The organism is Eisenbergiella massiliensis, assembly GCF_003435485.1.
Map to the genome: position 1 here is coordinate 65,777 of NZ_QVLV01000016.1, position 14,558 is coordinate 80,334.

The following is a 14,558-nucleotide window of genomic DNA, read 5'->3' on the forward strand; positions in this document are numbered from 1 at the left end:
ATTTTCTGTAACCCGAAGGCAATTTTACGGCCTTTGGTCACTGCATGGGATGCGTGTACAACTGCGTTATCTGTACTTTATCACAGGATTGCGGGGAGTGCAAAGAAAAATGGCGGTAAAGGGAAAAGGATTGTAACAGTTCTGACAGACAAGCCTTTTACGATGAATGTGGATAAAGATGACAGTGGTGATATTAAAAGCGGTTACATAGTTATTCAGCGGGGAGTGGAGAAGAAAAATATAAAGTGTTTTACTTAAATCATAATATATTTAATGAATAACATTAAATATTTATTGTAAAATGTAATGCTGTATGATATTGTTTAAGTGAGATAGAAAGAAAAAGCAGATATGAAAACGGTGGTGTGGATACACGGCCTTTGACACGTAGGGAACATTTATCGGCGCTGTTTATTTACATAGGAACGGAGGAAAAAAGATGAAGGAAGAAAAGGATGAGAAAATATTAATTAATGAACTGGAAAATAAGAGAGTTATTATAGAACCTTTTGAAAGTGACGAAATAAACAGTCAGGATTCTGTTATTATTTACAGAGAAGCAGAGAAACCGGTACGATTAACATTGGGCTTTAAGATACTGCTGGGCCTTGGTATTTTTTTGTCTGGTATTAATTCCGTTTTTTTCTTTTATTTTATTGTTCATTGGCGTCAGGAGGTAACTAATATAACAGAACCATTTGAGTTTACAAAAAAATTAAATAACTTGCTATTTTATTCTATAATTTTATTGTGTTTTATTATGCTTGTTTCGATTGCTATTAGTAAGAGACCTTTTAATAGTGCATTATACAGACTGGGTGTTGCTATAGGAGTTTTAGTTACTGCTGCTGCATTTATCTTTCCAAGATTTAAAGGATATAAAGCTGCTTTTAAGATATTTTCTGTCAAAGGACATTTTTTGGCTAATGGAGACTATTTAATTATCGGATTATTAATCCTTGTCATGGCGCTCCTCATGCGCTATGGTTATAAATACCAAAGCAATTCTGATATGACCATATAATAAATGGGAGTGAAATTATGGCAATTATACTAAGACTGGATCGCGTCATGGCGGATCGCAAGATATCTCTGAACGAGCTTGCTTCCCGTGTGGGAATCTCCAACGTAAACCTGTCAAATCTGAAGACAGGCAAGGTTAAGGCGGTGCGGTTTTCAACACTGGATGCTATCTGTGATGTGCTGGACTGCCAGCCGGGGGATATCCTGGAATATACCCGGGGGAAAAAAGCGCCGCAGCGAGGGAAAATATCTGTGGAGGATACCGGGAAAGAGACGGAGGAGACTGCGGAAGATAAATAGCAGGTATTCAATCAGGGTAGCGTACTTGCTGTACATGTCTGTGCGGCAAGTTCTGATTATGGGAAGTAATTCAGGTGTACCAAAACCCGTCTTCAGGAGCGATTTGGAGTGGATTTTACAGTGGCTGTGAAGCAGCCAAACAATTAATTAAATGAAGAATGCCTGCCGGGTTTGCAATTTGTAACCCGGCAGGCATTCATTTTTATCTTGCAGGATGTATACAAATCTTTTTTTTATCTTTTCTGCAATTTTCTGACGGTGTTTTTTGTAGACGAAGGTTTCAGGGTAACCAGGAAGGCGGTTACCTTTCTGTTCTCATATACCACCTCAGCCTCAACTCCACGTGACAGGAATGCCTGGCGGCAAACAGAAAATTCTGGACTTTATCATGGAGGGTGCAGGATAAGGGGGAACAAAAAAGTAGAATTGATACCACTGAATGATGTATAATAAAAAAACGAATGATATCATTAAAAACGGGTGAGGAAAATGAAATCGATCAGGATAAAAAATCTTTCGATTAAAAAGAAGATATTGCTGGGTTACCTGCTGATTATTTGTATTACACTTATGGTTATGTTTCTGCTGCTGGGTACATTGTGGAAGCATTTGATAAAGGAGAGTATAAGCAAATCTATCTACAGCAGTAATTATCAAATAAAGAAGAGCATAGACAACTATTTTGACAGCATGGTAAAGCTTTCCGAATTTCCTTATCTGGATTCCGATATTATGGAAATACTACGGAAGGACTATGACGGCATTGAGACGGAAAAAAGAACAGTGAGCCAGATTAATGATGTGAATGCCATCGGACCGAAGCTGTATAAACATGTTTACTATATGCATAATCAAATTGATGCTGTCTGGCTTTTCCCTGCCAATATGAATTATTACGCGTACAGAACGAATCAATCGGCGGCAGGGGCGTACAGAGTTGAGGAGGAAAGCTGGTTTCAGGAGGTTAAGGAAGGAAATGGAAAGCCATTCATCATTGGAGTGCATGAGGAAAAAGCCGTGGCAATGAAGTGGGATGTCCTTTCTGTGGCAAGGGGAATTCTGGATCCGGATACCGGAAAATATCTGGGAATGATTGTGATAGACTGTTCTGTAGATAACTTTGCGAAATTATGGGATGCTTCTGAATACAGTGAAAGCATCATAGCGGTATCGGATAAAAACGGGAAGCTGATTCTTCCGGGCGGTGAGGAAAATAAGGGAAGCATCACGGATTTTCTTGAAAAGAACTCTGAGAAATTCAAGGAAAAAGGCAAGCTGTACCAGGTATATTTTGGAAACCAGACCTATTATCTGGCGATGACGAAGCTTAATTATATGGATGGGAAGATATACCAGCTTGTCCCGATTGGAGACGCGGTCAGAAATATTGCCTATACTTTTATATTGGCGGTTGCTGTAATGCTGGCTTTGGGTATTTTTCTGGTATTTGTAAGCATCAAGATTTCAAATACAATCACACAGCCTGTTTTCCGCCTTATTGGCACCATGGAATCGGTAGAATCAGGAAACCTTTCTTTGCAGACAGAAGAATTTTATGGGGAAATGAAAATCCTTTCCCAGAAATTCAATCATATGGTAAAGCGGATTAATGCCATGTTTGAAGAGGTAAAAGAAAAAGAAAAAGAAAAAAGGGAAATGGAAATGCTGGCGCTGCAGTCCCAGATCAATCCGCATTTTATGTACAATCCGCTGAATTCCATACGGTGGCTTTCCGAGCTGCAGGGCGCCGATAAGGTAACGCAGATGATTGACGCCCTGGTAAAGGTCCTGAATTATGTGGCGGAGGACACCAGTGAATTCGTGAATGTGGGACGAGAAGTGGAATTTATCAGAAACTATATCAAAATACTTAATTTCAGGTATTTTGAACGCTTTTCATTTATCTTCGATATACGGGAAGAAACCATGCAATATGAGATACCGCGCTTTATTCTTCAGCCGCTGGTTGAAAATGCAGTTTTGCATGGCTTTGACAATAACGATATATGTGCAACGGTTAAAATAGACATCCATCTGGAGGAAAAAAATCTTTTCCTTTGCGTGACGGATGATGGAAAAGGGCTTTCCAGGGAAAAAATAGATGAAATACTTAACATCGAAAGAAAATCGGAAAAACGTCTGAATAAAATTGGCATATACAATGTAAACCAACGGATCAAACTGACTTACGGACAGGAGTATGCCATTCGGATTGACAGCAAAGAAGGCTGTTTTACCAAAGTAACAGTGAGGATTCCGGCAAGGGAGAAGTCATGAACAGCAAGGCGGGTAGCATATGAAAAGGAAAATAGGGGTTTTAATCGTAGATGATGAGGTACTGGTCAGAATCGGGATCATTCATGCAGTCGCCTGGGAAGAAAACGGTTTTGAAATCATAGGAGAGGCCTCCGATGGTGAAAGCTGTCTTCAGATGGCCCGGAAATATCAGCCTGATCTGATTGTTCTGGATATTAATATGCCGGGGATGAACGGTCTGCAGGTTCTGAACCGGCTTAAGGAAGAGGGATATTCCGGTAAAGTCATTATGCTTACGTGTTATGAAGAATTTGAATATGTGAGGGAGGCCCTCCGCGGAGGCGCTGACGATTATGTGCTGAAATCAAATCTGAATGAAAGCAGCATACTGAGTGCAATTCTGCGTCTGGATTTTAACAGGCGGCCGGAAGAAGAAGAGCCGCGAAACCGGAAAATGATGGCGGAAAAATATCTCCGGCAGAAAATAGAAGGCTTTTCCTTCGGAGAGACGCAAGAGCTTACGTTTCGTACCTCCTGTTTCTGTGCCATAGCAGGAAAAATCAGGGATATGGAAAAGATAGAAAGACGCTATGAACAAAAGGGAATGGAATTATTTTACCGCTCGTTTTATTCCATTCTGGAGCAGGCGCTGCAGCACTATCAGGAGTATGATGTGATTCAGTATACAAAGGAAACAGTGGGGATATTTATCAGTTTTTCCGATACCGGGAGCATGCAGGAGATTCATATGCGCGTAAGACGTTTGATCCCCCATATTTACAATATAGTGCAGAATTATCTGGATCTGGATATGATTATCGGCGTGAGCAGCTTACATTATGGTGAAGAGAAAATCAGAGAGGCATGGAATCAGGCATACAGAATGCTTGACAGGAGCTTTTTCGATAAAAAAACGGTATATTTTTATGAGGATTTAAGAGATTATTATCTGAAAGCCGGAGAGTTTGATGGAAAATTAACCGAAATCGAAAACAGCCTGAAGGAATGTGTCGTGGATGGAAAAACAGAAGAAATCCGTGAAAGGATGCAGGAGTATTTTGAGGAGATCCGTAACGGAAAGATTGCGGAGCCGCAGCGTATCAGGGTGTTCTGCCAGGACATCGTGAAGCTGCTGCAGGCGCAGGAACGTAACTGGCAGGATGCACAGATACTGGAAATACTGCAAAAACAGGAAAGCCTGGAGGAGATGGAATCCCAGGTTTATATCTGGCTGGATTCGGTTATTCCTGAAAAAACAGATCAGAGTACGAACTGGCTGGTCCGCAGGGCGTGTGATTACATCAGGGAGCATTACAGGCAGGACATTTCGCTGAGCGATATTGCGGCATATCTTGAACTGAGTGAAAGCTATGCCAGCCGGATTTTTAACAAACATATGGGAAAAAACATTCCGGCTTATATTAACCAGCTGAGGATTGAAGAGGCCAGAGAACTGCTGAAAAACACGAATAAGAAAATATACGAGGTTGCAACAGAGGTGGGCTATACCTCTACAACCGCATTCCATATGGCATTCAAGAAGCAGGAGGGGATCACTCCTATTGAATATAGAAATCAGGGAAGCTGAACAAAAAAAAGAATAATAAGACAAAATTTTGAAGAAAAGAAATTGCTGCCGGCAGATTTTGCAGGGAGGGGCCGGACGACAGTTTCTTTTTTTCGTCCCTGGAACAAAATGTTTTGCTATTTGATAAATATGGAAATAGGAAAATGGCGTTGCCGACAATATAATTAATGCATAAGGACCGGTACCTTAAGGATAAAGAAAAATAATTGGAGGGAGCAGATTATGAAGAAAAAACTCATAACAAAAGTATTGGGAAGCGTATTATGCGCTGCAATGCTTTTAGGAACAGTTGGTTGTGGGGCTTCTGACGGGAAAACCGCAGAGACAGCAAAGGATACCGTACAGGAATCCGAAAGCACGGAACAGACAACACAGGCAGCGGTGGTGGAAGCAAAGAATGATACCGGGGAGGCGGTTACCCTTACAATAGGAATATGGTCGGATGACGAATCCCAGCGTCTGGAAAAGGCATTTGAAGGAATTGAAGATGATTTGGGCATTAAAATAGAATTTCTGAAATACCCCAGTGATTCTGATTTCTGGGACAATATTCCTGCCCAGATAGCGGCGGGAACAGCTCCGGATATCATATCCTGTACCAATGAACACTATCTGCAGTATATTGAGCAGGGACTGTTTGAACCCCTGACAGATTATGTGGATTCCGGCGTTATCAGCCTTGAGGGAACCTGGGAAAAGGCAATGGATGCCTGGAAAATTGATAATGTAGTTTATGGAATTCCCTATGCATTAAATCCCGGCGTATTTATTGTAAATAACAGCATGTGGAATGAGTTCGGCCTGGGAGATAATTATCCCACGACATGGGACGAGGTTCTGGATATCTGCAAAAAGGTTAAAGAAGAACATAATATGCCTGCCCTTTGCCTGAATGTTCAGGAATACCATCTGACCAATATTGCCCTTTCCTTCGGCGGCGGCTGGGATTACGGTAAAAATATCGGTGCAAAGGAAAATGCGGAAGCGCTTCAGTTCCTGATTGATGCCTATAAGGAAGGCTATATTGTTACTCCCACCGAGTTAGGCCTAAGCTGGGACGGGGCGGTTATGATCCAGCAGTCCGCTTTGTTTTCCACCGGCGGCGCATGGTATCAGGCCAGCTTTGCATCCGAAGCTCCGGATATTGAACTGAAATATCTGCCCGTACCGAAAGGCGGAAACGGGAACGGCGGCGGAACATGTCATTCTGCGGCACTGGTTGCCCTTAAGAATTCCAAGCATCCGGAAGAGGTTGCCAAGGCCATAAGCTATGCCGTAGGCGGAGATAAATTATATGAAGCAGTAGTCGATGTGACGGAAGTAATCCCGGCCAAGGTAGAGTACTTTGACCTTTATAAAGAAAAAGTCCCGGCGCTGGCTGACCTGGTAAGCTATCTTGATTCTTCCACGCCTTTCAGCTATCCGACCCAGAGCAAGAAATTTGCAGACAGCCTGATTAATCTGATGCAGGAAACCATGTTTGACGAAAGCTCGACGATGACCGGACAGGATATTGTAGAACAGCTGGCGGCAGAATATGGCGCAGAATAAATGGCTTCCCGGTAAAGAGGGTGTTTACAATGAACAAAAATAAGAAGAAATACCGGGAAAGGTATAAAAAACCGGAGGTTCTTACGGCGGTATGCTTCCTTCTGCCAGCTGTGTTTATGTGGATTTACTGGTTTTTTATACCTGCGGTAAAATCCATGCGGCTCAGCTTTTATGATTACAGCTTTATAACGCCGGAGCGCACCAGATTTATCGGACTTGACAATTTTATCCGGCTGTTCCAGGATAAAGATTTTATCAAGGCGCTGGAGCATACCTTCCTGATGGCGGCGGTTGTCGTTGTGCTGATTGCAGTGATCGCTTTCCTGATTGCAGTATTGCTGGACGGAAATATCAAAGGCAAAACCTTTTTCCGCACGACTTATTATATGCCATATGTAATCTCTTCCGTGGCAGTCAGTATATTCTTTATGTATTTTTTTATCAAGGACGGGATTGGGACCAGGCTGTTTACGCTGTTTGGTTTTGATAACACCACCTGGTTTACGAGTACGAAATACGCATTGCTTCTGGTTATTATTATTTACGTATGGCAGCAAATTGGCTTTTACATGATACTGTATATCAGCGGACTCCAGAATATCTCGGCTGAGCTTTACGAAGCCGGGAGAATAGACGGAACCAACAAAGCGCAGGCGATTTGGTATATTACGCTGCCTCTGGTTAAGCCGACCACTTATCTGGTGATTACCCTGGGTATGATCAATGCATTTCAGATTTTTGACCAGATTGCTGCAATTTCGAAACAAAGCCCGCTGGGGTCGCCCGCCGGTTCTACGAGTACGGTGGTTACCTTCCTTTACCAGCAGTCTTTCAGTTATATGGACATGGGTTACGGCAGTGCAGCGGCCATGGTGCTTCTTGCTATCATCTTCCTGCTGTCCTTAATCCGGATGTTTATCAGTAAGGAAGGAGAGTGAATATCATGAAAAAGAAACTGCTGAAGGTTGTTTTATATACAGTCCTTATCGGATTGTCACTGATATTCCTGCTTCCTATATTGTATGTGTTTTACAACTCTCTGCTGCCGTACCGGTATGTGCAGACATGGGCGCCTGTGAGTGTATGGACATTGGATAACTTTAAAGAGCTGTTTACAAAATATCCCATAATGAGGTGGTACTGGAATACCTTTGCCTCTACGGCGATTGTGGTGGCGGGTAATCTGATATTCCCCACCATGGCGGGATACGCCCTGGCCAAGCTGAGATTTCCGGGGAAAAAGATAATTTTCGGCGCATTGTTGATATCCATGATGGTGCCGTTTCAGTTGACAATGATACAGATGTATATACAGCTTGCCAGGCTGAACATGCATAATACCATCTGGGCGATTACACTGCCGTTTCTATCACAGACCATGTTTTTATTCATGGCAAGACAATTTTTCTTCGCTGTGCCGGGAGAGCTGCTGGAGGCGGCCAGAATTGACGGATTAAGCCATGCGGGAGTATTTGCCAGAATTGTCTGCCCCATATCAAAGCCGTTGTTTGCATCCATTGCGATTCTGAATTTTACCGGAACCTGGAACTCCTATATGGTTCCTGCCACATTTATTAACAAAGTGGATAAATATACGCTTGTTGTAGGGCTGCAGACCGTAAATATGACTTATTTCCAAAAAACGAACCTGACACTGGCCGGCGTTGTCCTGTTATCCTTCCCTGTAATTCTTTTCTTTATTTGCACACAGAAGGAATTTGTGAAGGGGGCAATGAGCTCCGGAATAAAAGCTTAAGTAAAAAGCGCTGCCGGTAAGCCGGCCGCGCTTTTTTGACAGAAAGAACGATTTAAAACACAGCAATAGTAGGAGAAAATATATGAAAAGTATGAGTATAAGCGACAGCAGACGTCTGCAGATGCTGGAATGGCGGGAAGGAATATTGGATACCGTTTTGGATACGGATACGGCAACGGAGGTGGATGATCCCTTTGCAGTCAGTTATCTGCTTTTGTCTCCGGAACGTTTTCAGGTAAAAGCAATCTATGCCGCGCCTTTTGCCATGAATGAACGAACACAGGATCCTGCGGCAGGGATGGAAATGAGCTATCAGGAGATCCTGCGGATTATGAAGCTATGCGGGAAACAGGGATGCTGCGAGGTAAAAAGAGGCTCCTGTTCTTACCTGCCAGGGAAAGATATTCCTGTGGAATCGAAAGCGGCTCTGGACCTGGCGGAGCGCGCGATGTGCTACTCATCTGACAATCCGCTGTATGTGATTGGAATCGGGGCCGGGACCAATATCGCATCCGCGCTGCTTTTGAACCCGGAGATCAGGGAACGTATTGTTATAGTATGGCTTGCCGGAAATGATTTTACCGAATCGCCAAATACCTATAATGTTTATCAGGATGTGAAAGCGGCGCAGGTAATTTTTGATTCAGGAGTACCGCTCCTGCATGTGCCATGTAATTATGTCACTTCGCATATGCTGACAAGTGTACCGGAGCTGGAAAGCTGTCTTGGAAACAGGAATGACCTGTGTGATTATCTGATTTCCATTGTTAAGGCATATGGGAAGGAGCATTTTGCCTGGGGAAAGACCATCTGGGATATCGGTGCAGTGGGATGCCTGATGGATAAGGACTGGAGCATAAGGGAAATAACCACAGCACCCATAATAACGGATGAACTGACCTGGAGCAGAGATTACACGAGGCATCTGATTGGCAATATAAAGGAAGTTAACAGAGACAGAATATTCAGGGATGCCTTTTTGAAAATGGGCTGCCTTGAAGACAGGGGAAAATAGATGAAGCAGGATTTTATAGAAAAAATATACGCGGGCTGGCTGGCAAAAATTATAGGTATTCGTCTGGGCGCACCGGTGGAAAGCTGGACTTACGAAAAAATACGTACCGTTTATGGAGAAGTAAACGGGTATCTGGCAGATTACCGGGATTTTGCGGCAGATGATGACAGTAACGGCCCGATCTTTCTGATACGTGCCCTGGAGGACTGCGGAAAAACAGAGGAAGAGGCTATAACGCCGCAGGATGTGGCGGAAGCACTGCTGAATTATGCGCCTTATGAACATGGATTTTTCTGGTGGGGCGGATATGGGGTTTCAACAGAGCATACTGCCTACCTGAACCTGCGCCACGGGATTACTGCGCCCCGCAGCGGTAGTGCCAGGCAGAATGGGAGGACGGCGGCAGAACAGATAGGCGGACAGATTTTTATCGACAGCTGGGGATTGGCAGCGCCGGGAAATCCGGCGCTTGCGGCATCACTGGCCCGGAAGGCCGCCAGCGTCACCCATGATGGCAATGGTGTTTATGGGGGGATTTTTGTTGCGGTGTGCATCAGCTATGCTTTTGTTGAGAAGGATATCGTTAAAATTATCAGGAAGGGTCTGTCCTTTCTGCCGGAGGACTGTGAATATGCGGAAACAGTGAAGGCGGTTATGGCCTTTTGGGAGAAGGAAAAGAACGGCTGGAGATTATGTTTCCAATATATTTTCAACAATTTTGGCTATGATAAATATCCCGGAGTCTGTCATATCATACCCAACATTGCAGTGATGATTCTTGCATTGCTGTATGGGAAGGGTGATTTTTCAGATACGATCAATATCTGTACCATGTGCGGATGGGATACGGACTGTAATGTGGGAAATGTGGCGGCAATTATGGGAGTCAGAGGAGGACTTAATGTAATAGACAGCAGAAAATGGAGGCAACCGGTACATGATTTTCTTGCATGCTCCAGTGTTATTGGTTCTTTAAATATTATGGATATCCCTTATGGCGCCTCTTATATTGCCAGACAGGCGTACAAGCTTGCCGGGGAAGAGGTTCCAATGCCGTGGAAACAGATTTTTGAAGAACGTATGGACAGCTGCCATTTTGAATATCCCGGATCCACGCATGCCATCCGAATGAAAGTATGTAATATGGATGATGGTGGGAGCTTTTCACAGAGAGAAGGCACTCTTCTAAATACAATTGAGACCGCATTTTCCGGAAGTCGTTCTTTGAAATGTGTTATAAAGCCGGTGGCCAGAGGGGAAAAGGTAATGGTTTATAAAAAGACCTACTGCCGTCCTGCTGATTTCCATGACAGTCGTTATGATCCCGCTTTTTCACCGCTGATATATCCGGGACAGACACTGCATGCTGCGGTGAGAGTAACCGGAGAGGAGTATGGTGTAAAGGCTTGTCTGTATGTGCATGGTGATAACGGCAGCAGGTATTATTATGGAAGCTGGAAGGAAATTACGCCGGGATGTTGGGAGGCCTTAAGCTGGACGATTCCCGGGCTGGATGGGGAGCTGCTGGACGAAGCCGGAGTCTGTTTCCTCACAGGAACGGCAGAGGAGGGAGACGATTTCTGCTGTTATCTGGACGATCTGTATTGGGATGGTACGCCGTCCTATGGGATTGATTTTGCTTCGGAGAGAGTGGAAGTATGGCCCGGGCTGCATCGGGAAATCAGCCAGTTTACCAGGCTGAAGGGAAGGCTTACCCTGGAGCAGGGAAGGCTTCACCTGTCATGCAGTGATTTCGGGGAGGCCTATACGGGAGGATGGAACTGGACCGATTATATGGCGGAAGGATTTCTTACCGCCCATACAGGTGAGATTCATTTGCTGCAGGTCAGAGTACAGGGCGCGTTGCGATCCTATGCCTTCGGTCTGATTCCAGAGGGCAGAGTGGGGCTCCTAAAAAATGACAATGGGTATCGGTTGCTATGTGAAGCATGCTTTCCCTGGGAAAAGGAGAAGGAGTATCGTCTGGCTGTCCGGGTAAAAGGAAATCACATAACGGCTGCAATAGATGGTAAGGTTTTGCTGGAGTATGAAGATAATGATAATCCATACTTATATGGCTGCATTGGGTCGGCGGTCCGTGAGGGAAGCCATTGCAGCCTGCGGAAAATGTGGGTGGGCAGTGCGGAATAAAGAAAACCAAACCGGACATACTATTCCCAAAACAGAAAGGCGGAAAGAGTATGGACAAGAATGGACAGAATTTATCCGGTTCCAAAACGAAGAACTTAAGCGTATATGACGACGGCAATATTCCCGAAGTGGATTTGCCGCTGCCCGATGACAGTACGCAGGATGTCATTCCTGATGAGGTGCCCAGGAAAGATGGCCCTGGCGGAGAAAACAGCAATAAAAACAATGACTGACTCAGCCCCGCTGCACAGGAGATAAAACGGCGGAATGGAATAGAGACAGCCTGCAGGCGGATACCACAGCATGAAGCATGCCGGTATCCGCTTTTTAGTTGATTTCAGAGGCAAAGAAACGTCAGGCATTTCAGTAATAACCCGGTATCAGGCCCTGAAAGGAGCTGTTGTTCATACACACAGAAATGAGGCAAAACAGGCGTTTGTTTGAAAACAGTCCCTTGTAACCTCCCTTCTAATGTGGTAAACTAAGTTGAATTTGTGTACCCAAATTAAGGAAGTGTTAATTCTGCTCATGAAGGATGGGCAGGATCTTCCCGGAATGTTAATGTAGGAGCAGCCGGTGCACGGATGGGAGCAAATATGCGTAAAATAATCTTTCACATAAACAGCCTGGAACAGGGCGGGGCTGAGCGGGTTATTACCAATCTGGCCCACCAGTTTGCGGCTGAGGGTTACGAGGTCTATATCGCTACGGAATGGTATGCGGAAAATGAATTTCGTATTGATAAGAGTATTACAAGAGTCCATGTGGGCCTGAATGCGGAGGAAGAGGGCAAGGGCAGAATCGCCAAGCTGAGAATCCGTGAGAAGAGGCTGCGGGCTTTTATAAAAAAGGTGAGGCCGGATGTGGTGGTGGCGTTCTGCCATAAGGCGAATTACCGCGCTATAACGGCTGCATTGGGAACGGGAATCCCGGTCATTGTTTCGGTCAGAACGGATCCTGTTGGGCATTATGACAAATGGGATGATAAAATCCAGATCCCTCTTCTGTTTCCCAGGGCAGCAGGTTGCGTGTTCCAGACGGAAGGGCAGCGGGATTTTTTCCCGGTCAAGGTACAGCGGAAATCACGTATCATACTGAATCCGCTGAATAATAAATATCTGGATATTCCCAAACCGGAAACAAGGGTAAAAGAAGTGGTGCAGTCAGGCAGGCTGGTGGATTTCAAAAACCAGCTTATGTTGATCCGTGCTTTTGATAAAGTGCATCAGAAGCATCCCGACTATGTACTTAAAATATACGGCGGCGATTCCAGGGACGGCACGAAGGAGCTTCTGGAGCAGCTGATTGCCGAAAGAAAAGCCGAAGCTTATGTGTTCCTGATGGGGGCCAGTGATTCCCTGGAGAGGCAGTTGGTGAACGCTTCTGTTTTTGCGTTTTCCTCTGACTGGGAGGGGCTTCCCAATGCGTTGCTGGAGGCGATGGCTCTGGGGCTTCCCATTGTGTCCACTGACTGTCCCTGCGGCGGTCCCAGGACCGTGATACAGGATGGGGTAAACGGCCTTCTAGTGCCAATTAAGGACGAGGACGCGATGGCGGAGGGGATCTGCCGTCTGATAGAAAATCCCGAGCTGGCGGAACGCCTTGGAAGCAAGGCCCGGGATATCCGTAAAATTGCCAACAGCAAGGCGGTTTTTGAACAGTGGCAGGATTATATAGAATCGGTATGCAGACACTGACAGCTGCCTGTGCGGCAGCTGTAACTGGTATGGCTGCGGACATAAGAGAGATACGAAAAGATTCCCGCCTGCGGTAAAGGCGGACAGAGAGGTGCAAGAAAGTATGTTTTCCTATGCGGATTATAAAGAGATCATAAGAATTATCAAAGAAAGCGGCAGGGCCTGTAATTTCAGGCAGGCGCAGGAAAAGGATAAATTTATTATCATGCGTCATGATGTGGAATTCAGTGTGGATCGTGCTTTTGCGCTTTCCAAGCTGGAGCTTTCCATGGATTTTACTTCCACTTATTTCTTCCAGTGGACGAACAATTCCTACAATATCCTGTCCAAGAAAAATATGGATATGATTAAATATATGCATGAAAGAGGACATGTTATCGGCCTCCACTTCGCTTTGAACGGCCTGACTGATATGGAACTGGTGCGCAGGAAGATACTGCAGGAAATTCATGTGCTCAGTGAAATGCTGGGCTTTGAAATCACAGAGTTTTCCATCCACAGGCCTTCGGCGGATGTGCTTCGGGAGAATATCAAATTTCCCGGTATCATCAATGCTTATCAGGATGAATTTTTCACCTTTTCAGAAAATGTAACAGCGGATACGCCGCTTCATGTAAAATATATTTCCGACGCCAAGCACAGGTGGAATTATGGGGTGCCGGATGAAGAAACGCTGCTGGGATATGACAGGGTACAGATTCTGACCCATCCTTATTCCTGGACGAAGAAGGGGCATGATAATCTGGAGAATTTCAGGACGCTGCTTCAGGAGCGTAATGCAGAGCTGATGGATACTATCGATAACGAGTGTAAGCACTTCGCCAGCATCCGCGATTCGTTGTAGGGCGGCGGCTCCCCGTCCGTCCCCGGAGGCCCCGGCTTCTGTTTGTCTCCTGTCTGCCGTCTGTCTGGCCGGGGCGGGGGTTTTTGCTGGTTCGGCCTCAAAAATGGGATATTTCTAACAGGCTCCGTTTTCCCTGCGGCTGCCAAAATGGCGGAACTCCTCACTGCGTTCGTCAGACATCGCCATTTTAGGCGGGCAGCCGCAGGGAAAGCGGAGTCTGTAAGAAATATCTCCATTTTCTCGGGACTCACCTGCAAAAATCCCCGCCCCGGCCAGACAGACGGCAGACAGGAGATAAACAGAAGCGGGGCCTCCGGGGACGGACGGGGAGCCTGGGGCTATGATGAAGGGCAAAAGGATAAGGACAAAAGGGATAA

The 14,558-nt window shown here is 45.2% G+C and carries 11 protein-coding genes and 1 pseudogene; all 12 read left to right on the forward strand.

Annotated elements, in window-relative coordinates:
- Nucleotides 1-439: 439 nt before the first annotated feature.
- Nucleotides 440-1,024: a DUF2975 domain-containing protein gene (locus tag DXC51_RS19885; protein ID WP_025488481.1), complete on the forward strand. Its 585-nt coding sequence runs from the start codon at nucleotides 440-442 to the stop codon at nucleotides 1,022-1,024.
- A gap of 17 nt (nucleotides 1,025-1,041) precedes the next feature.
- A pseudogene (locus tag DXC51_RS19890) lies at nucleotides 1,042-1,242 on the forward strand (helix-turn-helix domain-containing protein); the annotation flags it as partial.
- Nucleotides 1,243-1,812: 570 nt separating this feature from the next.
- A complete protein-coding gene (locus tag DXC51_RS19900) occupies nucleotides 1,813-3,600 on the forward strand; it encodes a cache domain-containing sensor histidine kinase (protein WP_025488484.1) in 1,788 nt (595 codons plus the stop codon).
- A gap of 19 nt (nucleotides 3,601-3,619) precedes the next feature.
- Nucleotides 3,620-5,167, forward strand: coding sequence for a response regulator (locus DXC51_RS19905; RefSeq protein WP_025488485.1), 1,548 nt, complete (start codon nucleotides 3,620-3,622; stop codon nucleotides 5,165-5,167).
- Between the two features lie 222 nt (nucleotides 5,168-5,389).
- Nucleotides 5,390-6,718 carry an ABC transporter substrate-binding protein gene (locus tag DXC51_RS19910; protein ID WP_025488486.1) on the forward strand — a complete coding sequence of 443 codons (1,329 nt, stop codon included), beginning with the start codon at nucleotides 5,390-5,392 and terminating at the stop codon, nucleotides 6,716-6,718.
- 29 nt (nucleotides 6,719-6,747) lie between these two features.
- Nucleotides 6,748-7,656, forward strand: coding sequence for a carbohydrate ABC transporter permease (locus DXC51_RS19915; protein WP_021633666.1), 909 nt, complete (start codon nucleotides 6,748-6,750; stop codon nucleotides 7,654-7,656).
- Nucleotides 7,657-7,661: 5 nt separating this feature from the next.
- On the forward strand, nucleotides 7,662-8,474 hold the full coding sequence (locus tag DXC51_RS19920; protein ID WP_025488487.1) for a carbohydrate ABC transporter permease: 813 nt from the start codon (nucleotides 7,662-7,664) through the stop codon (nucleotides 8,472-8,474).
- An 82-nt stretch (nucleotides 8,475-8,556) separates the two neighbouring features.
- Nucleotides 8,557-9,489, forward strand: a complete 933-nt coding sequence (locus DXC51_RS19925) for a nucleoside hydrolase (protein ID WP_044914617.1) — start codon at nucleotides 8,557-8,559, stop codon at nucleotides 9,487-9,489.
- Nucleotides 9,490-11,640 (forward strand): ADP-ribosylglycohydrolase family protein, encoded by a 2,151-nt coding sequence (locus DXC51_RS19930; protein WP_025488489.1) that lies wholly within the window; start codon nucleotides 9,490-9,492, stop codon nucleotides 11,638-11,640.
- A 50-nt stretch (nucleotides 11,641-11,690) separates the two neighbouring features.
- Entirely contained in the window at nucleotides 11,691-11,873 is a 183-nt protein-coding gene (locus tag DXC51_RS19935; protein WP_025488490.1) for a hypothetical protein, read from the forward strand.
- Nucleotides 11,874-12,236: 363 nt separating this feature from the next.
- Nucleotides 12,237-13,337: a glycosyltransferase gene (locus tag DXC51_RS19940; protein WP_025488491.1), complete on the forward strand. Its 1,101-nt coding sequence runs from the start codon at nucleotides 12,237-12,239 to the stop codon at nucleotides 13,335-13,337.
- Between the two features lie 91 nt (nucleotides 13,338-13,428).
- Nucleotides 13,429-14,181: a polysaccharide deacetylase family protein gene (locus DXC51_RS19945; protein WP_242991300.1), complete on the forward strand. Its 753-nt coding sequence runs from the start codon at nucleotides 13,429-13,431 to the stop codon at nucleotides 14,179-14,181.
- Nucleotides 14,182-14,558 lie beyond the last annotated feature (377 nt).

Excerpts from the sequence above, each read along its gene's own strand:
- DXC51_RS19900 (WP_025488484.1), top strand. The coding sequence starts at position 1,813 with ATGAAATCGATCAGGATAAAAAATCTTTCGATTAAAAAGAAGATATTG.
- DXC51_RS19925 (WP_044914617.1), top strand. The coding sequence starts at position 8,557 with ATGAAAAGTATGAGTATAAGCGACAGCAGACGTCTGCAGATGCTGGAA.
- DXC51_RS19940 (WP_025488491.1), top strand. The coding sequence starts at position 12,237 with ATGCGTAAAATAATCTTTCACATAAACAGCCTGGAACAGGGCGGGGCT.
- DXC51_RS19885 (WP_025488481.1), top strand. The coding sequence starts at position 440 with ATGAAGGAAGAAAAGGATGAGAAAATATTAATTAATGAACTGGAAAAT.
- DXC51_RS19920 (WP_025488487.1), top strand. The coding sequence starts at position 7,662 with ATGAAAAAGAAACTGCTGAAGGTTGTTTTATATACAGTCCTTATCGGA.
- DXC51_RS19915 (WP_021633666.1), top strand. The coding sequence starts at position 6,748 with ATGAACAAAAATAAGAAGAAATACCGGGAAAGGTATAAAAAACCGGAG.
- DXC51_RS19930 (WP_025488489.1), top strand. The coding sequence starts at position 9,490 with ATGAAGCAGGATTTTATAGAAAAAATATACGCGGGCTGGCTGGCAAAA.
- DXC51_RS19905 (WP_025488485.1), top strand. The coding sequence starts at position 3,620 with ATGAAAAGGAAAATAGGGGTTTTAATCGTAGATGATGAGGTACTGGTC.
- DXC51_RS19935 (WP_025488490.1), top strand. The coding sequence starts at position 11,691 with ATGGACAAGAATGGACAGAATTTATCCGGTTCCAAAACGAAGAACTTA.
- DXC51_RS19910 (WP_025488486.1), top strand. The coding sequence starts at position 5,390 with ATGAAGAAAAAACTCATAACAAAAGTATTGGGAAGCGTATTATGCGCT.